The organism is Proteus sp. G2675, assembly GCF_963886535.1.
In the GTDB taxonomy this organism is placed as follows: domain Bacteria; phylum Pseudomonadota; class Gammaproteobacteria; order Enterobacterales; family Enterobacteriaceae; genus Proteus; species Proteus mirabilis.
Genome location: NZ_CAWPCB010000052.1, coordinates 150,391 through 173,554, shown reverse-complemented (window position 1 = coordinate 173,554; position 23,164 = coordinate 150,391). Strand labels below are relative to the sequence as shown.

General features: G+C 41.3%; 17 protein-coding genes and 1 pseudogene. 8 read left to right on the top strand and 10 right to left on the bottom strand.

The features are described from left to right. A pseudogene (locus tag AACQ49_RS17125) lies at positions 1-280 on the top strand (BPSS1780 family membrane protein); the annotation flags it as partial. 72 nt (positions 281-352) lie between these two features. On the opposite strand, the gene allD reads toward AACQ49_RS17125, so the two are convergent. Then, positions 353-1,402 (bottom strand): ureidoglycolate dehydrogenase, encoded by a 1,050-nt coding sequence (gene allD, locus AACQ49_RS17120; RefSeq protein ID WP_036971363.1) that lies wholly within the window; start codon positions 1,400-1,402, stop codon positions 353-355. A 399-nt stretch (positions 1,403-1,801) separates the two neighbouring features. Here allD and AACQ49_RS17115 point away from each other — a divergent pair, with 399 nt between their 5' ends. Further along, positions 1,802-2,134, top strand: a complete 333-nt coding sequence (locus AACQ49_RS17115; protein WP_004244572.1) for a hypothetical protein — start codon at positions 1,802-1,804, stop codon at positions 2,132-2,134. Between the two features lie 179 nt (positions 2,135-2,313). Here AACQ49_RS17115 and serS read toward each other — a convergent pair whose 3' ends face one another. From serS to lrp, 5 genes are all read right to left on the bottom strand, one after another. Further along, entirely contained in the window at positions 2,314-3,603 is a 1,290-nt protein-coding gene (gene serS / locus AACQ49_RS17110) for a serine--tRNA ligase (protein WP_004244571.1), read from the bottom strand. 133 nt (positions 3,604-3,736) lie between these two features. Next, entirely contained in the window at positions 3,737-5,086 is a 1,350-nt protein-coding gene (locus AACQ49_RS17105) for a replication-associated recombination protein A (protein ID WP_012367706.1), read from the bottom strand. A gap of 10 nt (positions 5,087-5,096) precedes the next feature. Further along, entirely contained in the window at positions 5,097-5,702 is a 606-nt protein-coding gene (gene lolA, locus AACQ49_RS17100) for an outer membrane lipoprotein chaperone LolA (RefSeq protein ID WP_004244569.1), read from the bottom strand. 112 nt (positions 5,703-5,814) lie between these two features. Next, positions 5,815-9,654, bottom strand: coding sequence for a DNA translocase FtsK 4TM domain-containing protein (locus AACQ49_RS17095; RefSeq protein ID WP_161779185.1), 3,840 nt, complete (start codon positions 9,652-9,654; stop codon positions 5,815-5,817). A 127-nt stretch (positions 9,655-9,781) separates the two neighbouring features. Then, a complete protein-coding gene (gene lrp, locus AACQ49_RS17090; protein WP_004244566.1) occupies positions 9,782-10,276 on the bottom strand; it encodes a leucine-responsive transcriptional regulator Lrp in 495 nt (164 codons plus the stop codon). A gap of 543 nt (positions 10,277-10,819) precedes the next feature. Here lrp and trxB point away from each other — a divergent pair. The 5 genes from trxB to infA all read left to right on the top strand — a co-directional run bounded on the left by trxB (position 10,820) and on the right by infA (position 16,677). After that, complete coding sequence (gene trxB / locus AACQ49_RS17085) at positions 10,820-11,779, top strand: thioredoxin-disulfide reductase (protein WP_004252032.1); 960 nt, start codon at positions 10,820-10,822, stop codon at positions 11,777-11,779. 141 nt (positions 11,780-11,920) lie between these two features. Further along, positions 11,921-13,690, top strand: a complete 1,770-nt coding sequence (gene cydD / locus AACQ49_RS17080) for a heme ABC transporter permease/ATP-binding protein CydD (protein ID WP_036908219.1) — start codon at positions 11,921-11,923, stop codon at positions 13,688-13,690. Positions 13,691-13,692: 2 nt separating this feature from the next. After that, positions 13,693-15,444 carry a heme ABC transporter ATP-binding protein/permease CydC gene (gene cydC / locus AACQ49_RS17075; RefSeq protein WP_112843271.1) on the top strand — a complete coding sequence of 584 codons (1,752 nt, stop codon included), beginning with the start codon at positions 13,693-13,695 and terminating at the stop codon, positions 15,442-15,444. A gap of 1 nt (position 15,445) precedes the next feature. Next, positions 15,446-16,138 carry a leucyl/phenylalanyl-tRNA--protein transferase gene (aat, locus tag AACQ49_RS17070; protein WP_049203584.1) on the top strand — a complete coding sequence of 231 codons (693 nt, stop codon included), beginning with the start codon at positions 15,446-15,448 and terminating at the stop codon, positions 16,136-16,138. A 320-nt stretch (positions 16,139-16,458) separates the two neighbouring features. Next, positions 16,459-16,677, top strand: a complete 219-nt coding sequence (infA, locus tag AACQ49_RS17065) for a translation initiation factor IF-1 (protein ID WP_004244560.1) — start codon at positions 16,459-16,461, stop codon at positions 16,675-16,677. A 119-nt stretch (positions 16,678-16,796) separates the two neighbouring features. Here the strand turns inward: infA and clpA are convergent, their stop codons facing one another. Both clpA and clpS read right to left on the bottom strand, forming a co-directional pair. Then, the gene (gene clpA, locus AACQ49_RS17060) at positions 16,797-19,091 is read right to left on the bottom strand and encodes an ATP-dependent Clp protease ATP-binding subunit ClpA (protein ID WP_004244559.1); all 2,295 of its coding nucleotides are present in this window, start codon (positions 19,089-19,091) and stop codon (positions 16,797-16,799) included. A 30-nt stretch (positions 19,092-19,121) separates the two neighbouring features. After that, positions 19,122-19,436: an ATP-dependent Clp protease adapter ClpS gene (gene clpS, locus AACQ49_RS17055; protein ID WP_004244558.1), complete on the bottom strand. Its 315-nt coding sequence runs from the start codon at positions 19,434-19,436 to the stop codon at positions 19,122-19,124. Positions 19,437-19,725: 289 nt separating this feature from the next. On the opposite strand from clpS, the gene cspD reads away from it, so the two are divergent. Next, a complete protein-coding gene (gene cspD / locus AACQ49_RS17050) occupies positions 19,726-19,935 on the top strand; it encodes a cold shock domain-containing protein CspD (RefSeq protein WP_004244557.1) in 210 nt (69 codons plus the stop codon). A gap of 162 nt (positions 19,936-20,097) precedes the next feature. Here cspD and macB read toward each other — a convergent pair whose 3' ends face one another. Both macB and macA read right to left on the bottom strand, forming a co-directional pair. After that, positions 20,098-22,041: a macrolide ABC transporter ATP-binding protein/permease MacB gene (macB, locus tag AACQ49_RS17045; protein ID WP_036908221.1), complete on the bottom strand. Its 1,944-nt coding sequence runs from the start codon at positions 22,039-22,041 to the stop codon at positions 20,098-20,100. Next, on the bottom strand, positions 22,041-23,150 hold the full coding sequence (gene macA / locus AACQ49_RS17040) for a macrolide transporter subunit MacA (RefSeq protein ID WP_004247613.1): 1,110 nt from the start codon (positions 23,148-23,150) through the stop codon (positions 22,041-22,043). Before macA ends, macB begins: the two co-directional genes overlap by 1 nt. Between the last annotated feature and the right edge of the window lie 14 nt (positions 23,151-23,164).

Here is a 23,164-nt window from a genome sequence, read left to right as displayed (position 1 = left end):
TATGGCGGTTAAAAACAACTTATTTGGTGGCTTTCTATTCTTTGTGCTGTTAAGCATCATTATTGGCTTGAGTATTATCCCATTTGGATTAGGCTTATTTATCACTATTCCACTCTCTTTTACTGCAATGTATGGATCATATCGCCATATTTTCTATCAGAAAAATATGGGTAATATGACTAATAACCATACTGATAACAATGACAATAATGGTGATGGTGGGAATAAAGTTTCTTTAAATAAAACCGCAGAATCGAATATCGGTAAATTAGTCAGTTAAATATTTTATAATTTTGGATAACCCAAAAACAGCCACCTAATTAATGGATGGCTGTTTTTTTATTAATATAACTTAGCTGGCAAATGGGTTTTTATTATCATAAGATTGATTAAATAATACATCAGAATTTAAGTAATGATAAATTTCGTCAACGATTTCTATCCCCTCTTTTTCGCTTCGCTGCGCTGCAAGCTGACTATTTTCCCCAGGATATAATACCTGTTCAAAACCGACTGCAGGCTTAATACTCTTTAACTCAGCCATTACTTGAGAAATGTGTTTTTTAAATAAATCAGCATCAGTGAAGAAGGCTGGATTAATCACAATGTGGAGCTGGCCTAATTCACGACCTTGTGTCAAATCATGATACATAGAGCTAACATGTTTACCAAAGGGTAATCCTAATAAAATACCGGACAATACATCGACCATCATCATCAAGCCATAGCCTTTTGGCCCCGCAATAGGTAATAAACCTTTTACTGCAAAGGGATCACAGGTTGGTTTGCCCGCTTCATCTACCGCCCATGTGTCAGGAATGGCACTATGTTTAGCTCGCGCATCGAGAATTTTACCCCATGCCTGCACCGTCGTCGCCATATCAAAGGTAATAGGTTTATCATCTGCACTCGGGGCTGAAAAAGCGATAGGATTAGTGCCATAATAAACTTCAGAGCCACCAAATGGCACTACCATAGGATCCGATTGGCAAAGTGAAATACCAATCATTCCAGATGCAGAGGCTTGTTCTACAAAGTAGGATAACGCCCCACTATGACCAATACGTCTAACCCCAACAACAGCAATGCCTTTCTCTTGTGCCATATTAATCGCGTGCTCCATGGCCTGCTTAGCAGCAACATGTCCAGCACCATTATCACCATCAAAAATCGCACTACAAGGTCCTGTCTCTTGATAAGTAAACTTAGGATGCGTATTTGTTCCTCCCTTACTAATGCGCTCAGCATAATATTCCACACGTACAGCACCATGGGAATGAATTCCTTTCACATCAGCATGAACTAATACATCGGCAACAATGTCTGCATGGTTTTCATTCAGTCCTGCATTATGTAACTTATTTTTGATTAATTGGTGTAACTGCTGTTTAGAAATTATCATACAATAGGCTCTTTAGTAGGGTTCTAAATAAATAGAAACGTCATAAGATAATTGAAATTAACTTGAGCGATAATTTTAATGTAGCAGTATAGAGATGATCTGCTGTGATCAGTTTAACCAATAGCGAATTGCATTATATTTTTATTTAATCTCACTTATTTTAGTAAGAATTTTTTAATAATCATCTGTTTTTTCTGCACCTGATAACTGTTATTAAATAATATTAAGAGCAATAAAACGCTCTTTTATTAAAAAATCATCAGTAAAAACCCACCTGCTATTATTTATTAATAATGTCACCCTTCATCTGTATCAAAGAGAAAAAATGATATGTTTCTTTTGATCATTTAAGTCCATTTAGGTAGTCTGTAATAACAATTATTATTTGTGGAATAAAGAATGATAAATAAAGAAATGTTAAAGAACCTAAAGTATTTTGAAAAAACACCATTGATTCATCATATTAATTATTCCCTAACTGAAGATGCTAAAAAAAATATACTAAACGGCTGGTTACCTGCATGTATGGAAGATAAATGGCTTTCATATAGTATAGAAAACTGTGTCTATGTTCATCGCAGTTGGAGTGGCCATTTAATGTATAAATTCACTATTGATAATAACACCATTGATTTTATAGAAATTGCAATGGACGATTTTGTTGATATGACAAATGAAAGAAAAATAGAAGTATTCTTCTCTTTGTTGCCTTACTTATCTCAACCTCATTGAAGTATTAGATACTGAAGCTAGTATATAGCCAGAATATAAAACATTAATAAAATTATACTCAGGTTAAAAGGTTAATAGAAATTACCACCACTAGTCTTTTGATGCTCTTTATACCATTAAAAAACCCCCTGTTTAATAGGGGGTTTTAATATTATAACCACTGAGTAATTAGGTTTTTATTAACCAATATACTCAAGGCCATTCATATAAGGACGTAAAACTTCTGGAATTTCAATACGACCATCAGCGGTTTGATAGTTTTCCATAATGGCGACTAAAGTACGCCCTACAGCTAAACCTGAACCATTTAAAGTGTGCACAAGTTGAGTTTTCTTGTCACCTTTAGCACGGAAACGTGCTTGCATACGGCGTGCTTGGAAATCCCAGCAGTTAGAGCATGAAGAAATTTCACGGTAGGTATTTTGTGCCGGTACCCACACTTCTAAGTCATAGGTTTTACGTGCACCAAAGCCCATATCACCTGTACAAAGTACCACTTTACGGTAAGGCAGATTGAGCAATTGCAACACTTTCTCTGCATGGCCAGTTAGCTCTTCTAATGCATCCATTGATTTTTCAGGATGTACAATTTGTACTAACTCTACTTTATCAAATTGGTGCATACGGATCAGACCACGTGTATCACGGCCATAAGAGCCCGCTTCTGAGCGGAAACATGGCGTATGTGCAGTCATTCGCAATGGTAGTTCGTCTTCTTCGAGAATAACGTCTCTAACCATATTGGTAACAGGTACTTCTGCTGTTGGGATCAGCGCATATTGGCTTTCAGACTCTTCTTCAAGTGGTTTGGTATGGAATAAATCACCACTGAATTTAGGTAACTGTCCTGTGCCATATAAAGTGGCATGGTTAACTAAATAAGGCACATACATTTCTTGATAGCCATGTTGTTCTGTATGCAAGTTCAGCATGAACTGGGCGATCGCGCGATGTAAACGTGCAATTTGACCTTTCATCACAACAAAACGTGAACCGGTGATTTTCACGGCAGATGGGAAATCTAAACCATCTGTGAGTTCACCTAGAGTAACGTGATCTTTTAATTCAAAGTCATAAGTCTTTGGTTCACCCCAGCGAAATACTTCAACGTTCTCGCTGTCATCTTTACCATTAGGCACAGAGTCATGAGGCAGATTCGGTAAAGTTAACGCATAGTCACGAATGTCGGCTTGCAGTTTATCTAATTCCGCTTTTGCCGCTTCAAGTTTTTCACCTAATTGGTTAACTTCCTGACGAAGTGGCTCAATATCTTCACCACGCGCTTTAGCAGCACCAATAGACTTCGATCGGGAATTACGTTCTGCTTGCAGGGATTCTGTTTCAACCTGTAACACCTTACGGCGTTCTTCTTGTTGACGAATTTTTTCCACATCGAGGGTAAACCCCCTGCGAGCCAGTTTTTCGGCGACCGCGTCTAGCTCATTACGCAGTAGATTTGGATCGAGCATGCTTATCCTGTGCTTATTGATAGATTAATAAAAACCTTATCTCCTATCATTCTCTTGTTTACCTATCGCGAAGATACCTGAGATAAGGGGTAGTTAAAAAAATTACTAATGATTGAATAACCTTACCGCATCTTTACAATTTGCGATAGCGTTTTGTCACACTATTTTGATCTTGCTGAGAAAGCCAGTCTAATTTCTCAGCAAGCTTGATCTCTAACCCTCGATTAACAGGGTGATAATAACGCGTTTGTGCCATTTCAGCAGGAAAATAGACCTCTCCTGCCGCATAAGCATTAGGTTCATCATGAGCATAGCGATACTCTGCACCTAAGCCCATCTCTTTCATTAATTGCGTTGGCGCGTTACGTAAATGTGCAGGTACATCATAATCAGGTTTACTTTTCGCATCTGCCAGTGCGGCTTTATAAGCGGTATACACGGCATTACTTTTCGGCGCACAAGCAAGATAAACAATCGCTTGTGCTATCGCACGTTCACCTTCTGCAGGGCCTACCCGCGTAAAGCAATCCCATGCAGCGATGGCAACTTGCATAGCTCGAGGATCTGCATTACCGACATCTTCTGAAGCAATAGCCAGTAAGCGACGAGCAACATACAGTGGATCTCCCCCCGCAGTGATGATACGAGCATACCAATAAAGTGCTGCATCAGGTGCCGAGCCACGTACTGATTTATGCAAGGCAGAGATAAGATCGTAAAATCGATCACCTTTATTATCAAAACGGGCGCTACGTTCACCACTAATTTCTTTTAGTAATTCCGCTGTTAGCGTTCGTTTGCCTTGGCTATCGACTTCTGCCATATCAGCCATCATTTCAAGCAGGTTGAGTGAACGGCGCGCATCACCATTGACTAATTCAGCAATCATTTTGCGTGTATTATCAGGTAAAATAATATTACGCCCACCTAAACCACGTTCAGTATCATCTAATGCTTGCTGTAATACCTGTTCAATGTCTGTTTCTGTCAATGAGCGTAGCAGGTAAACTCGTGCACGTGATAGCAGTGCCGAATTTAATTCAAAAGAAGGGTTTTCCGTTGTTGCACCAATAAAGGTGATAGTGCCATCTTCAATATGTGGCAAAAAAGCGTCTTGTTGGCTTTTATTAAAACGATGAACTTCATCAACAAATAGGATGGTTCTACGCCCCGCATTTCTATTTTGGTGCGCTATGTCAATGGCGGCCCTGATCTCTTTGATCCCTGACGTCACCGCAGAAAGTCTTTCTATATCCGCTTGGGCATAGCGCCCGATAATTTCAGCTAATGTGGTTTTTCCTGTACCCGGAGGTCCCCATAAGATCATTGAATGCAATTGGCCTGCTTTTATCGCCCGTGGTAGCGGTTTACCTTCAGCGAGTAGATGCTTCTGCCCAATATACTGTTCTAATGTTTCAGGCCGCATTCTCGCGGCCAGAGGTTGAAATTCATTTTGTGAAAAGTCGAGTGATAAATTACTCAAAATAGCCTCACTAGCGTTGGTCATCCACCGTCACACCCGCGGGTGGTGTAAAGCGGAACGCTGATGCATCAATGGGGGCGACCTTTTGTGCCGTTAATTGGTATTGGCTGACTTGCCCATCTTGCTCTGTAGCCGCAAATTGTTGGATTTGACCATTAGGTGAAACGGTAATAGAAAAGTGCTTTAAATTGTTCTCTGTTTTAGGGGTTAATTCAAAGCGATCACCATTTTGCTTAACATCGTAATTTTGCCATTCTTTACTATCATTACGCGCAATCAACATAAAAGGGGTATTCGTTGTGGCACTCTCTAACCAAGTTGCCGTCACTTGTTCGACAAATGGGTTATAAAACCACAATGTTTTACCATCAGAAATTAGTGTGCTCTCATCCGGTGCCGTCATTTGCCAATTAAACAGATCAGGACGCTGTACTTTTAAATGTCCTTCCCCTTTTTGAATTAACGCACCTTCGTTACTGGTCACCGTTTGACTAAAGTTAGCCTGAAAGCTATTCACTTTATTAAGACGTTGTTGTAAGTCTTGACGAGCATCCGCCCAAGCGGCTTGGCTACCAAACAACGCGATAGCACAGACTGTGAGTAATACTTTTTTCATTCAACACGCCTCTGACTGAGATTACGCCGACATCATGTCGGCGTATAAGTTATAGTGATATTTATTAGATTATCATGCTGATTTAAGCGCTGATAACTCTGTTTTCAAGATATTACATTTCTGCTGGCGGTGGTGATAATACATCACGCGTATTATTGTGATTAGGTGCACTGACAATACCCTGCATCTCCATCTGTTCAACAATTCTGGCTGCACGGTTATAGCCAATTCTAAATTGACGCTGTACACCCGAAATAGAGACTCGCTGTTTTTCAACCACAAATTCTACGGCCTGATCAAATAGCGGATCAAGCTCTTCACCATCATCATAACCACCACCATTGCCACCTTCGCCTTCTTCACCACATTTGGTAATGGCTTCAATATATTGAGGTCGGCCACGTGCTTTCCAGTCTGTTGCAACCGCATGTACTTCATCATCGCTGACAAATGCACCATGTACACGCTCTGGCATATAGCCATTAGGGGCATAAAGCATATCACCCATACCTAACAAGGATTCGGCACCACCTTGGTCTAAAATAGTGCGCGAGTCGATTTTACTCGATACGGTAAATGCGATGCGACTTGGAATATTCGCTTTAATTAAACCAGTAATAATATCCACTGAAGGGCGCTGAGTGGCTAATACTAAGTGAATTCCCGCCGCACGTGCTTTCTGTGCTAAGCGAGCAATTAATTCTTCCACTTTTTTACCCGCGGTCATCATTAGATCAGCAAACTCATCGACGATGACAACAATATAAGGCTCTTTTTCTAACATAGGCAACTCAGGTGCCATGCTGTCAGAAGGTTTCCATAGTGGATCTGGAATTGGACGCCCCATGGCTTCCGCTTCTTTAATTTTTTCGTTATAGCCCGCAAGGTTACGTACCCCTAATGCGGACATTAATTTATAACGGCGTTCCATTTCTGCGACACTCCAGCGCAAAGCACTCGCAGCATCTTTCATATCTGTCACCACTTCGGTTAACAGATGCGGAATACCTTCATAAACCGATAATTCCAACATTTTCGGGTCAATCATAATAAAGCGTACATCTTCTGGCTTCGCTTTATAGAGAATGCTGATGATCATCGCATTCACCCCAACAGATTTACCCGAACCTGTAGTACCTGCAACCAGTAAGTGAGGCATTTTAGCCAAGTTAGCAACCACAGGTTGCCCACCGATATCTTTCCCTAATACCACAGTTAATGGTGAACGACTGTCACGGAATGCATCACTATCTAATAGTTCACGCATATAGACGGTTTGGCGTTTTTTGTTTGGTAACTCAAGCCCAACATAAGGTTTGCCCGGTATAACTTCAACAATACGCACTGCCGTCGTGGAAAGTGAACGTGCTAAGTCGCGGGATAGATTTGAAATACGTGCAGCTTTTACACCAGGCGCTAGCTCTAGCTCAAAACGGGTGATCACCGGGCCCGGTGAAATACCAACCACTTTTGCTTTAACACGGTAGTCATTTAAACGCGCTTCAATTAACTTACCAATACGCTCAAGCTCAAACATATCAACAGGTTCATCATCCATAGGAGGAGAGGTTAATAAGTCAAGTGATGGCATTGGTGTTGTTGGTTTTTGTAACGGCCTATCATTGCGCATTAATAACGGATGAATTAATGACTGTTGCTGTTGCTGTTGCTGTTGCTGTTGCTGTTGCTGTTGCTGTTGCTGTTGCTGTTGCTGTTGCTGTTGCTGTTGCTGTTGCTGTTGCTGTTGCTGTGCAAAATGTTGAGCCATCTGTGCTTGAGGCTCAATAGGTGTTTGCCCTACAGAAGATACAGAAGATACTGGCTCTGCAGGGGTTACCATCGGCGTAAAAACAGGCTCTGCAGGCTCTTCATCTAACAAATCATCCACCGGTGATAACGAGCCTAATGCATCAAGATTTTCTTGTAACTCGATAGTCGGTGTGTATTCCTCTTCTTCATCATCACGAGGTGATACTTGTAAGAATGCATCACTGTTAGGATAAAGAGTGCTGTTATCAGTCTGTTGAGTAACAGGGGTAGATTGAGACGCAAAAGAGTGCTGAATATGGGGATGATACCCTTGTGCCGAGGCTGGCGTTTCGGATGCTCCAGTCGTGACTGATGGCAATACCTCGTCATCTTCATCCTGTAAAACATCCTCACCGTAGCGTTCTTGCAGTTGTTGCTTAAACTGCTCAGCGAGGTGTTGTTCATACTCATCACTCTCCTCTCCTGTTTCTTGCGCAGAAAAGGTATGGGTATCAATGAAAGGTTGATTATCAGACTCGTCATAGGTTGACTGCGAGCTAGATGTCGCTGATGACATCGTGATGGTTGGCTCAACATTTTGTGTTGCTGATGTATCCTCACCATAGCGCTCACGTTGTTGCTCAAGAAATTGCTGACGTAACGATTGTTCGAAATTAGCCTGCTCTTGTATATCCGCTAAATCGTCTTCATGATCTTGTTGAAGCGCTTCTTCACGGCGGCGTAATTCCGCCTCACGTTGTGATGGGATACGAATACCATAAAGCTCTCGACGCGTTGGTAATCGTACCGGATTTGGTCGAGGTAATTCAGGCCCTAATCCTTGTTTAACTTGTGCACCGTGACTGACTATTGCTGCTGTTGCCACACTGGCAACACCGGCGGCTGTTTGAGTTAATGAAGCTGAATTGCTATCTGTTGATGTAGCTGATGTAGCAGATGGCGTAAATAATGATGCACTATGGTCGCTATTATCCGCCGCTGTTTTTTGCGAGACAATTGGCGCTTCGTTTGTCTCAATAGGTTTGTTTTCCGTCAATGGCATGGTTGTCGGTACTTCTTCTGTCACGACACCATTGTCTGCCATAGAGTCAGAGGAATGCGCTTGTTGCTTAAGAAATGCCGATGGTATTTCAAAGCGATAGTGTTCAGGTTCAGGCTCAGTGACTGGGCTAGCGTCATGAGTAGCCATAATGGATGGCGGTGTTACTTCTGCATCATGGGTTGTGGCATGCGTCGGTTGTTGATTATCAACAATATGCTCTGCCCGCTCTTTGCTCTCGTGCGCCTCAGCGATAACTGTCTCTGTGGCTGAAATCGTTGGGGTTGCAGATCCGCTAGCAACTTCTGAAGTTTCAGTTATATCATCATGTTGTGGCGTGATCGCCATTTCTTGCTGACGCGCTAACTCAAGGGCGGAAGGTGCAGAAAAGAGAATATCATCACTATCTGGTTCTATTTGCGCAGAAAGTTGATGTTCTGGCTGGGTGTTGTTATCCACCAGCGCCTCAGGATCTGCCTGAGCAGGATCGGCGGGTTCTTCATAATCATCATAATCAATATCTTTTTGACCACGATTAGTAATAAAAGCAACCGCACCTAAGATAACCGCACCAATCTTTTCGGTAATCGTCAGCCATGACCAGCCAGTAAATAGCGTAAAGCCTATCGCCCATACTGATAGTAGCGCCAGTGTTGCACCTAGCATATTAAACCAAGGTAGCAATGCCTTGCTAAATAAGCTACCAATCACCCCACCAGAGCTAAAATTGTAGATATCATCAAAATTAAGATCAGCTAACGCACAAGATGTAAGAACCAGAGCCAAGGCACCAATTGTACGTAATGCAAGGGAGAAAAAATCTGTGTATTCACGATTTTTTTGATGACGTAATGCATTCCAGCAACCAAATACCACCACAATAGGGATTGCATAAGCGAGCAAGCCAAATGCTGAAAAAAGGATATCAGCAAGCCATGCACCAATATTGCCACCTAAGTTTTGAATAGGTTCATTCCACGTGGTTTGTGACCAACTCGGATCGGCTGGATGGAAGCTCAGTAAAGAAATCATTAAAAAGATAGCACCAATGCCTATCAAAATAAGAAGGGCTTCCCAAATACGACGGCGGTTACTTATCTTAGTAAAACGAATATTTTTATCTTCTGTATATTCCTGGCTCAAAGAGGGCTCTCCAGGTTTCACTTAAGGTTTAAACGGAACAACGCTGAGATAACCCAGCGTTGAAACTGTATACATAAACAGGAGTGTACCTAACTTTATCCTGTTTTGCACTAACCTATTAGCAGGCTTAGCGTGTTTTAATCACTAGGCGATTGCTTTGTTTTACTTCTTCCATCACCACATAAGTGCGGGTGTCGTTTACACCAGGAAGACGTAATAGCGTTTCGCCTAATAATTTACGATAAGCAGACATATCAGGTACACGAGTTTTCAACAGATAGTCAAAGTCACCAGAAACTAAATGACATTCTTGGATCTCTTCAAGTTTTTGAACAGCCATATTAAATTGTTCAAAGACATCTGGTGCACCACGGTTTAATGTGATTTCCACAAATACCAACAGAGATGCATCTAGGTAATGGGGGTTTAATAGCGCAGTATAACCAGAAATAAATCCTTGGCGTTCTAATCGGCGTACACGCTCTAAACATGGGGTTGGTGATAAACCAACGCGTTTAGACAGCTCAACGTTTGAGATACGACCATCTTTCTGAAGCTCATTTAGAATATTCCGGTCTATTCTATCAAGATCTTTACCCGGACGTTTTTTATTATCAATCATCTCTATACTCTCTTTCTCTTTTTCTCTTACTTTATTTTCCTATACCCATACCTGTACACCTTCAGCATCATATTGAGACCTCGGTATCAAACGGTCAGAGCAAACTACCAATCTATTTTTATTTAATGCCAGATAAAACAATCATTTTATCCAAATTCTTATCTATTCATCTTGCAAAAGCACTATCCTATGCCCTGTCTGTCTAAAAAATAATACCTATTACGTCTGAGGATAATTATCTTTTACAGTCATGTTTTCGCAAATGTACAGCGGATTGTCAAAGCAAATGAGCAAAAATCAGAACAAGGCGCTATGTTATTGTCTATATATGCAAGATAAACAGCAATTGTAAAGCAAAATGTTTCAGGTTAATTCGATGATGTTAACGCAATATAACTCTATAATTATTAAACTATATTACTATTAACTATTGCTAAAATAGTTAAAATATTATCGCTATTTCCCTTTCTTGGCTTTTTTTAACGTCTTATTTCTCCTACAATCGCTCAATTCGCATCAAGCCTAATCAAAGATGAGGTATCCATGAGCACCATCAAACATAGCAAACTTATTATTTTAGGTTCAGGTCCTGCCGGCTATACTGCAGCAGTTTATGCAGCACGAGCTAACCTAGAACCCGTGCTGATTACGGGTGTTGAAAAAGGAGGACAGCTCACTACCACAACTGAAGTTGAAAACTGGCCTGGCGACCCTGAAGGATTAACTGGTCCTGGTTTAATGGATCGCATGTTTCAGCACGCTGAAAAATTTAATACCGAGATTATCTCTGACCATATCAACAAAGTCGATCTGAAAAACCGACCTTTCCGCCTATTTGGTGATGAACAAGAATATACTTGTGATGCCTTGATCATTGCAACAGGGGCATCAGCACGTTATATCGGTTTACCTTCTGAAGAAGCATTTAAAGGCCGTGGTGTTTCTGCCTGTGCAACCTGTGATGGCTTTTTCTATCGTAACCAGAAAGTTGCTGTTGTCGGTGGCGGTAATACTGCCGTAGAAGAAGCACTGTATTTAGCAAATATCGCCTCAGAAGTGCACCTAATCCACCGCCGCGATTCATTCCGCTCTGAAAAAATCTTAATTGACCGTTTAATGGACAAAGTTAACAGTGGCAATATCATTTTGCATACCGATCGTACCTTAGATGAAGTGTTAGGTGATGATATGGGTGTCACTAAAGTGCGCTTAAAAGATACGAAAAGTGATAAAACCGAAGAGCTAGAGGTCATGGGCGTCTTTATTGCTATTGGTCATAGCCCTAACACGGCAATTTTTGAAGATCAATTAGCCTTAGATAACGGTTACATTAAAGTTCAATCCGGTACGCAAGGCAATGCTACCCAAACATCTATTGAAGGTGTTTTTGCCGCAGGTGATGTAATGGATCATATTTATCGTCAAGCCATTACCTCAGCTGGTACAGGTTGTATGGCTGCTTTAGATGCAGAACGTTACTTAGACGCACTAAAATCTAACTAAAATCCTCACTTCCTTTCAAGGCGCTATTTCAGTAGCGCCTTTTACCATGTAACATACTAGCTTGGTCGTTAAAGAGTAATCATTATTATTCTTGGCGTTTTTGATACTTTGTATCTCACCTGCAGATTTGAATCTTTTCTCATGGATAAAACTAAACAAAATGAATTGGTTCGATGGCTGAAACAGCAAAGTGCTCCAGCCCGCCGTTGGTTACGGCTATCAATGATTTTAGGGGTAGTCAGTGGTTTATTAATTATTGCGCAAGCATGGTTATTAGCCATTCTACTACAAGCGTTCATTATGGATGGGCTAAGTCGTGATACACATACGACTACTTTCCTTATCCTTATCAGCATCTTTATTTTACGCGCTGTCGTGATGGCGATACGCGAACGTGTAGGCTATCGCTGTGGTATGGCGGTCAGACAGCAAATTCGCAAAATAGTACTTGATAGACTTGAAGCGCTAGGCCCTGTATGGGTCAAAGGCAAGCCCGCAGGAAGTTGGGCAACGATTATTCTAGAACAAATAGAAGATATGCAAGATTACTATGCGCGTTATCTACCGCAAATGTATCTCGCCTCTATTGTACCTTTGCTTATTCTTATTACCATTTTTCCTATTAATTGGGCCGCAGGATTAATTCTTTTTGTCACAGCCCCTCTTATTCCTTTATTTATGGCGTTAGTTGGCTTAGGCGCAGCAGATGCTAACCGGCGTAATTTTCTTGCCTTAGGTCGCTTAAGTGGCAACTTCCTTGATAGATTACGTGGTTTGGATACATTGCGCCTATTCAACCGTGGTGATGCAGAAGTAAAACAGATAACGGATGCAACGGAAGACTTTCGTAAGCGAACCATGGAAGTGCTACGTATGGCATTTCTCTCTTCTGGCGTATTAGAATTCTTTACCGCCGTATCCATTGCGGTCGTCGCGGTCTATTTTGGTTTTTCCTATCTTGGAGAATTGAGCTTTGGTGATTATGGGTTAGGCGTGACGTTATTTTCTGGTTTTTTAGCCCTGATCCTTGCCCCTGAGTTTTTCCAACCATTACGCGACTTAGGCACCTATTATCATGCTAAAGCACAGGCGGTAGGTGCAGCTGGCTCCTTGGTTGAGTTTTTAGAAGCCGAAGGTGAACAGCCCCAACCTACGGGTAATCAAACTATTAATACCGACCAAGGTATTGAAATAGTTGCCCAACAATTAGAAATTTTGTCACATCAAGGAGCCAAACTGGCAGGCCCTCTTAACTTTACCATTCATCCCAAACAGCGTATTGCACTGGTCGGGCAAAGTGGCGCAGGCAAGAGCTCATTACTTAATGTATTGTTAGGTTTTTTACCTTATCGTGGCTCGTTAACCGTCAATGGTGTTGAGTTAACTCAACTCTCTCCACAGGCATGGCGACAATGTATCAGCTGGGTGGGACAAAACCCTAACTTACCAGAGCAAACCCTGCTGGATAATATTCGTTTAAGTGATCCGAACGCCAGTGAAGCGAAGATAAATCAAGCTATTGAAAAAGCTTATGTAAGTGATTTTATTAACGAATTACCGGATGGTTTAAACACCATTATTGGTGATAATGCTGCCCGTCTTTCTGTTGGTCAAGCCCAACGTATTGCGGTAGCTCGCGCCCTGTTATCACCTTGTCACTTTTTATTATTAGATGAGCCAGCAGCAAGTTTAGACTCTCACAGTGAACAGCGCGTTATGCAAGCGCTTAATGAAGCTTCATTACATCAAACGACGCTGTTGATTACCCACTTATTAGAAGAAACGATGGAATATGATCAGATTTGGGTAATGGAAAAAGGGCAAGTCATTGAAACTGGGACTTATCAGTCACTCAGTCAACAACATGGTGCCTTTGCTCGTCTTCTTGCTCATCGTAAAGAGGAACTTTGATCATGAGAGTACTGCTTCCTTTTCTCGCGTTATACCGTCGTCACTGGTTTATGCTGTTACTGGGTATTTTGTTGGCAATTTTAACATTGTTAGCCAGTATCGGCCTTTTAACACTTTCAGGCTGGTTCTTAGCGGGCACGTCATTAGCGGGTTTTGCGGGCATTTATAGTTTTAACTATATGTTACCCGCCGCTGGGGTACGAGGTGCGGCAATATTTCGTACTGCGGGGCGTTATTTTGAGCGTCTTGTCAGTCATGATGCCACCTTTCGTGTACTCTCACACTTGCGTGTTTTCACTTTTAAGAAAATTTTACCGCTCTCTCCTGGGGGGATCGCCCGTTTTCGTCAAGGTGAATTACTTAACCGTTTAGTGGCTGATGTTGAAACCTTAGATCACCTTTATATTCGGGTGATCTCACCGATAATTGCCGCCTTTGTGGTTATCATGACCATTATGTTTGGGCTTGGGCTTATTGATGCTCGCTTAGCAAATACGCTAGGTGGTATTATGCTCACCCTGCTGGTGGTATTACCTTTTGTATTTTATTATGCCGGAAAGCCCATTGGTCGTGATCTCACAGATCTAAGAGGGCAATATCGCACCGTACTCACCAGTATGTTACAAGGGCAAGCTGAATTAACAATTTTTGGCGCCCTTCCCCGCTTTAGACAAAATTTAGCGCAACTTGAAGCACGCTGGCTGCGCCGTCAAGCACAACAAGCTAACTTAACTGGTTTATCTCAATCGCTAATGATTTTAGCCTCGGGATTAACCGCCACACTGATTTTATGGTTAGCTGCCGATGGTATTGATGCCCACTTTATGCCAGAAGCACTCATCGCCCTCTTTACTTTCTGTGCATTAGCGGCATTTGAATCGCTCGGCCCTGTGACTGTCGCATTTCAACATTTAGGGCAAGTCATGACATCGGCTACGCGTATTACACATTTAATTGAGCAACAACCCGATGTCACCTTCCCAGCCCAAGGGGGAGAGATAAAACAGAGCGCCTCATTAACGCTACGGGATGTCTGCTTTACCTATCCTAATCAACCCATGCCTGTGATCAATCATGTTGATCTCACCATTGAAGCGGGACAACATGTGGCATTACTCGGTAAAACAGGTTGTGGTAAATCAACACTCTTACAGTTAGTCAATCGCGCGTTCGATCCCTCTCAGGGTATGATCACTTTAAATCATTTGCCTCTTGCTGATTATGATGAAGCGACATTACGTTCAATGATGTCTGTTGTACCTCAACGTGTGCATGTTTTCAGCCATACTTTAAGAGAGAACTTAATTATGGCAAAAGACGATGCGACAGATGAAGAGCTTACTCATGTTCTCCGCCAAGTGGGTCTTGAACAACTGGTCGAAAATGATGAAGGTTTAAATGCATGGATGGGTGATGGTGGAAGACAGCTTTCTGGAGGCGAACAACGACGTTTAGGGCTGGCAAGAGCCATACTCCATAATGCACCACTTATTTTACTTGATGAGCCAACAGAAGGTCTTGATGCAGACACAGAGCAACAGATCCTCGCGCTATTACAGCAACATTGCCAAGGAAAAGCGGTATTAATGATCACCCACCGACTTTCTGGGTTAGATAAAATGGATAAAATTTGTGTGATGGATGGCGGTCATATTGTCGAAACCGGCACGCATCGTCAGTTATTACAACAGCAAGGTCAGTATGCTAAATTTCATCAAAGACAAGCATTGTTAATGCCACATGATGAGGCGTAATATGCCGTTGTTTCAATTAGATGAACACGATGTGACTTTTCCTGCCCCCCATTTGGCTTTAAAAGAGCCAAGTGGGTTATTGGCAATTGGCGGCGATATTTCCCCTGCTCGTTTGAAAGAGGCTTATCAAACGGGGATTTTCCCTTGGTATACACCCCATGAAACGCCGTTATGGTGGTCACCCGATCCCCGAGCCGTCTTACCCGCAGGAACATTGCATATTGGTCGTACGTTACGTAAGTTTTTACGCCAAGCGCCTTATACCATCACCTTAAATCAGGCATTCTCTGATGTCATTGAGGCCTGTAGTGTACGTGATGAGGGAACTTGGATAGGCCCTGATATAAAAAACGGCTATCGGGCATTGCACCAACAAGGAGAAGCCCATTCTGTAGAAGTTTGGGAGGGCGACGAATTGGTCGGTGGTTTATATGGGGTTAACGTTGGTGCCGTTTTCTGCGGTGAATCAATGTTTAGTCGTCGAAATAATGCTTCTAAATGTGCCTTTGTTGCTTTTTATAACCATTTTCTGCGTTATGGGGGTCAACTATTTGATTGCCAAGTGTTAAACTCTCATACGGCAGCATTAGGTGCGATAGAAATTGCCAGAGATCGCTATTTAGAGGCGCTATCTCGTTGGAAAAAGGTGATTATTGATAAAAAGTGTTGGTATCAGCAATCGTTGGAATTATAATCACCACTCGTTTTTGTAAAGCCCATCAGATTTTAAATAGAATTTCACTGCTGTGGTCTATACAAAAATTCATCTTGCACATCCAAAGTGTGGTTTGGATGTTGTTATTTTATTTGCAATAAATACCGCACAATAAAGAATTATGACTTGTGTTATTAACCTTGTTTTTCAGCAACTAAAACACAAGTAACGGTAAGGAATATTAACTTGTTAGCAAAGCAAACATCTTTGTTAACCAATAACATTCCTTTACATAGGACAATATTTTCGGCATTATCTTGCCGTTTAAAAAATATGGTTATTAAAACTTAGAGGATTAGATGGCCAAAGAAGACAACATTGAAATGCAAGGCACTGTACTGGATACTCTGCCAAACACGATGTTCCGTGTAGAATTAGAAAACGGACACGTCGTTACCGCTCATATTTCAGGAAAAATGCGTAAAAACTATATTCGTATCCTGACAGGCGACAAGGTTACCGTTGAGCTGACCCCATATGACCTGAGCAAAGGCCGTATCATCTTCCGTAGCCGTTGATCCCAATCCATTCTCTCCCGCAATATCATCATTTCGGGTGAAAAAAAACACCACAGGCAAAGCATGAATTGATGCTGACCTGTGGTGTCTGCTTTTTAGCCTAAGATAAACCGCTATTATTAAATAACGGTATCTTCTTTTTTAGCCAATTTTTCTTGGCTAGTAAATTGGTACTGTAATTTATTTTCTTGGTCATTTAAGGTCACAGAAACCGAGCCGCCATTAACTAACGAGCCAAACAGAATTTCATTGGCTAATGGTTTTTTCAGATTTTCTTGAATTACGCGAGCCATAGGTCTTGCTCCCATTGCTTTATCGTAACCTTTATCACTTAACCATTGGCGAGCTTCTTGACTTACCTCTAGCGATACCCCTTTATCATCCAATTGAGCTTGTAACTCGACAATAAATTTATCGACCACCATAGCAATAATATCGGCTGATAGCGCATTAAACCAAATAATGCCATCTAAACGGTTACGAAACTCTGGGGAAAACGCTTTTTTGATTTCAACCATGGCATCAGTGCTATGATCTTGTTCAGTAAACCCTATCGATTTACGTTGCGTTTCATGAACACCCGCATTGGTTGTCATCACCAAAATCACATTACGAAAATCAGCTTTACGGCCATTATTATCAGTAAGTGTTCCGTTATCCATCACTTGTAGCAGAATGTTAAACACATCAGGATGTGCTTTTTCAATCTCATCAAGTAACACTACAGAATAAGGGTTTTTAATCACCGCATCTGTGAGTAATCCACCTTGATCAAAACCAACATAACCAGGAGGTGCCCCTATTAAACGGCTTACCGTATGTCGTTCCATATATTCAGACATATCAAAGCGCAGTAGCTTAATATTAAGCGCTTTCGCCAACTGGACCGTTACTTCTGTTTTACCCACCCCAGTTGGTCCGGCGAATAAGAAAGAGCCAACCGGCTTATTCTCTTGCCCTAAACCTGCTCGGCTCATTTTGATAGATTCAGCCAAGGCATGAATAGCTTGATCTTGACCGAACACCAACATTTTTAATTGGTTATCCAGATTTTTTAGCATTGACTTATCACTGCTAGAAACCGTTTTTTCTGGAATACGGGCAATTTTTGCTACTACCGATTCAATATCAGAGACATTAATCGTCTTTTTACGTTTACTTGGTGCAATTAAACGGGTTTTCGCACCGGCTTCATCAATAACATCAATGGCTTTATCAGGAAGGTGTCTATCAGTAATGTATTTAACCGATAAATCAACAGCTGCCTGAATTGCCTTATTGGTATAACGCACATCGTGATGTGCTTCATACTTCTGACGCAATCCCTTAATAATCAATACGGTTTCATCTGCCGAAGGCTCAATTACATCAATTTTTTGGAAACGACGAGCCAAGGCGCGATCTTTTTCAAAGATCTGACTAAATTCTTGATAAGTGGTTGAACCAATCACACGAATACGACCACTTGATAATAGTGGTTTAATTAAGTTAGCGGCATCAACTTGTCCACCAGAGGCGGCACCAGCACCAATGATGGTATGAATTTCATCGATAAATAAGATACTTTTTTCATCTTTTTCAAGTGTTTTCAATAACGCTTTAAAGCGTTTTTCGAAATCACCACGATATTTGGTTCCTGCTAATAAAGATCCAATATCAAGGGAATAGAGCGTACAGCCTTTCATCACATCAGGCACATCATTTTGTTCAATACGCCATGCAAGCCCTTCTGCAATTGCCGTTTTACCGACACCCGATTCACCGACCAGTAATGGGTTATTTTTACGTCGACGACATAAGACTTGTATCGTTCTTTCTAATTCCGCTTGACGGCCGATAAGTGGATCAATTTTACCCTGACGCGCCAACTGGTTTAAGTTAGTGGTAAAATTATCCATGCGATCATCGCCTTGTGGCATCTCTTGTTGAGATTGTGCATTTATATCGCCCATATCAGACTGATCATCACTGTTTTGTTGATCATCTTTTAAAATGCCATGAGAGATAAAATTAACCACATCAAGACGGCTAACATCATGTTTACGTAGTAGATAAGCGGCGTGAGACTCTTGCTCACTAAAAATCGCCACTAGCACATTGGCACCGGAAACTTCATTTTTACCTGAAGATTGCACATGGAACACAGCACGTTGTAATACACGTTGGAAACTCAAGGTTGGCTGTGTTTCTCTATCGACATGCTCGGGTAAAATAGGTGTCGTTTTACGAATAAAGATTTCAAGCTCTTCGCGTAAGACTGCTAAATCGACTTTACAAGCTTCCAATGCTTCACGCGCCGATTTGTTACTTAATAGCGCCAGCAACAGGTGCTCTACAGTCATAAATTCGTGTCTGTTATCACGGGCTTTCGCGAATGCAATGTTAAGACTAAGCTCTAATTCGTGATTAAGCATAAGCACCTCCTCCTTAAAAGACTCACCGGACTACGCTTTTTCCAGTGTACACAAAAGTGGATGGCCATTCTCTCTGGCGTATTGATTCACTTGTGCAACTTTAGTTTCAGCGATATCCGCACTATAGACACCACACACTCCCTTCCCTTTATGATGAACGTCCAACATAATTTGTGTGGCTTTTTCTTCGTTAAGAAAAAAATACATTGTTAATACTTCTACAACAAAATCCATGGGGGTGTAATCATCATTATTCAAGATCACCTTATACATCGCAGGTGGCTCATTTAACTGAGAGACCTTCTCCCCTAGTGTAGTTTCTGTTAAAAAATCAAACTGACCCATTGTTATGTGTTACTCATTGGTTTGTTAAACGTCACGACTCACTATGACATTCAGTTTACCATCTCATAGGAAAGTCTGCCTATCAACGGTTTTTTATTAACTCTTTTTCTACCAAAATAAATAACAAAGCGTTAGCTACATCAAAGTTTCACCTACTCGGAACATTTTCTTGTTCATCTCCCCCTTGACGATTGAAACAATTAATTAGAGTATGTTTTATGAACAGCTCAGTAAATATACTGAAAGTAATGTTAAGTAAATAAAGACAAGTATATGAGAGAAGCTAAGTATGGAGACAGGTACAGTTAAGTGGTTTAACAACGCTAAGGGTTTTGGTTTCATTACCCCTGCCGCAGGTGGCGAAGATATTTTTGCCCATTATTCATCAATAAGAATGGAAGGCTACCGCACACTGAAAGCGGGTCAGAAAGTTAATTATAGCACAATAAAAGGACCTAAAGGGGATCATGCTGATCTTATCATTCCTATTATCGAATAATGGTTAAGTAAGTATGATGTGGATAATATTTTATCCGCTCTCGCCCCTTATTTCGTCCATTTTCACACTTTAAACAGAAAATGACGCTCACATTATCATACCAATAAAAGCCCTTATCTTTTGAAAGATAGGGCTTTTGATCTTTTATAGACTACCGCTATTTTACTCTCTCGCTAAGGCATCAATAGGGTTCATTTTGGCCGCATTTCTCGCCGGTAAAAAACCAAAAATAACCCCAATTGCTGTAGAGCAAGCAAAAGCACTTATCAGTGCCGTGGGCTGGAACACAAAATGCCAATTGGGTAGCATCATGCTGGCAAACATAGCAATCGCAAATGAAAGGCTAATACCTAATAATCCTCCCACCAAACACACCAGTACTGACTCAATTAAAAATTGTTGCATAACATCACTGGCTCGTGCGCCTACCGCCATACGAATACCAATTTCCCGAGTCCTTTCCGTAACAGAAACCAACATGATATTCATCACGCCAATCCCCCCTACCACCAGCGAAATAACCGCTACCAAGGTTAAAAACAGTTGCATAGTTTGCGTGGTTTTTTCAGCCGCTTTAATAAAGCTATCAATGTTATAAGTAAAAATATCTTTTTTACCATGCCGGATCGTTAATAAGCGGAGAATTTGTTGCTCAGCAACACTCGCATCATAGCCCTCTTTTACTTTTACCGTGATGTTATCTAAATAACTACGATTATAAATTCGACTACTTAGCGTACTGTAAGGCACCCAGACACGTAATGACTTATTATCACCAAAAGTGGATTTTTGCTCTGCAACCACACCTATGATAGTAGAAGGAATATTACGAATAATAATTTGCTCGCCAATCACCGCTTGTTTATTCGGGAAAAAACGATGACGAGTATTTTCATCAATAACGACTACTTGCGCTTGGCGATGGATCATATCAGGCGTAAAAGTGCTCCCCTGTGCAAATTTCAACGCATACACTGAAAAATAATCCTCGTTAACACCAGAAACTGTTGCCGGCGCATCTTGATTACCACGACGTAATCGAGAGCTAAAGTAAATCTGTGGTGTCACTGATTGTATATAAGATTGCTGTTTTAACGCATCAACATCTTGAATGGTTAAGGATTGTTTATCTTCTGGTGAATCACTACCAAGCTCCTTACCCGGATAGATATCAATGGTATTGGCGCCAATCGCTTTTATATCTGCTAAGACCCTATCTTTGGCAGCATCACCAATAACAATAATGGTGACAACAGAGGCAATGCCAATAATGATCCCCAACATTGTCAGCAAGGTACGAATTTTATTCACCACCATTGCTCGCCAAGCCATGTTTAATGCCTGCGTAAAACGTCCAATGACTTGCTGAAAATAAGAGGCGGTTTGGATCGCAGGTGGTACCTTTTTCACTGGTGCAGAATGGTGATTATTATTATCGCTAATAATTTGACCATCTTTAATTTCAATAATACGATCGGCTTGTTGGGCAATTAATGGATCGTGAGTGACAATAATCACCGTATGCCCTTGTTGATTTAATTGCTTTAAGATAGCCATTACCTCTTTACCCGATTGGCTATCTAATGCCCCCGTTGGCTCATCGGCGAGGATCACTTCTCCACCATTCATTAATGCGCGGGCAATACTGACTCTTTGCTGTTGACCTCCGGAAAGCTGACTTGGCCGATAGTGAATACGCTCTGCTAAACCAAGGCGAGTTAATAGCGCACGGGCGCGCTCTTTTCTTTGCTCTGTACTTTTACCTGCATATATGGCGGGGATCTCCACATTTTGCTCAGCAGTTAAATGCGCCATCAAATGGTAGCGTTGAAAAATAAAGCCAAAATGTTCACGGCGTAGCGCAGCCAGTTGGTCACTTTCCATATCTGCAACACATTGCCCAGCCACTTTATATTCACCGCTGCTTGGCTTATCTAGGCAACCTAATATGTTCATTAGCGTTGATTTTCCAGAGCCTGATGCACCAATAATCGCGACCATTTCCCCAGCATTAATCGTCAGTGAAATCTGATCCAGTACCAGCGTGTCTTCTTCACCATTGGTATATAAACGGCTTACGTTGTTGAGCTCTAGTAATGCAGACATTATGACTCTCCTGCAATCTCACCGAGGATCACGTCATCATTTTCATTTAATCCACTAATGACTTCTGCATAAACATCTGTACGAATACCGATTTTAACTACGCGTTTTTCAGGCTGCCCATTGACGAGAACCTCTACTTGATATTCATTTATGCCCACATCCTCCCCTAATGCTGATAATGGCACTAAGAGAATATCTTTTTTATGCTCAAGGAGAATTTTAACTTGTGCTGTCATTTGTAAACGCAACAAATGTTGTTCATTGGGGACTTCAAAACGTGCATAGTAAAAAATCGCATCATTGATTTTTTCAGGTGTAGGTAAAATATCTTTTAACTTACCATTGAAGGCTTTGTCTGGTGCTCCTAACACAGTAAAAGAGGCTTTAAGATCGGGTTTTAAATAGATAACATCCGCCTCAGAAACTTCGGCTTTTACTAACATGGTATCTAAATCAGCTAATGTTAATATGGTTGGTGCTTCTTGAGCTGCAATGACTGTCTGCCCTTCAAGGGTTTTGATAAAAGTGACCACACCATCCATCGGCGCAGTAATACGGGTATATTGCAAATTAGTTCTTGCGGTATCCAGTGTTGCCTGATTTTTTCTAATTTGTGCTTCATAAGTCGCCACTCGCGCTTTTTTGACTTCAACGTCTGTTTTAGTGCGATCAAGCTCTTCTTGGGCTATAACATGTGTGCCAATCAGCTTTAATTGACGTTGATAAGTCAATTGCGCCAAACGTAATTCGGCTTTAGCTTGCTGTAAATTAGCCATCAGTTCATTATTCGTTTCTTGAGATTCCGCGACCTCATTTTGTGCTTTTTTCGGATCAATAATCGCCAGCAGATCGCCTTTTTTTACTACATCCCCTTCTTTTACATATAAGGTTTGTAGCTGACCACTCACCTGCGCACCAACATCGACTTTACGTACCGCATCTAATTTGCCCGTTGCTGTGACTTCTTTGGAAAGCTCCCCACGAGTAATTTTTTGTGTTTGATAACTAGGTAAATGCTCTTTCGGCCAGAAAAAAAATAAGCCTATGGCAATAAAAATCAAAATAGCAGCTATAATCTTCCCTTGCTTTTTAGTTAGGAAAAAAGCCATGAAATATCCTTCTT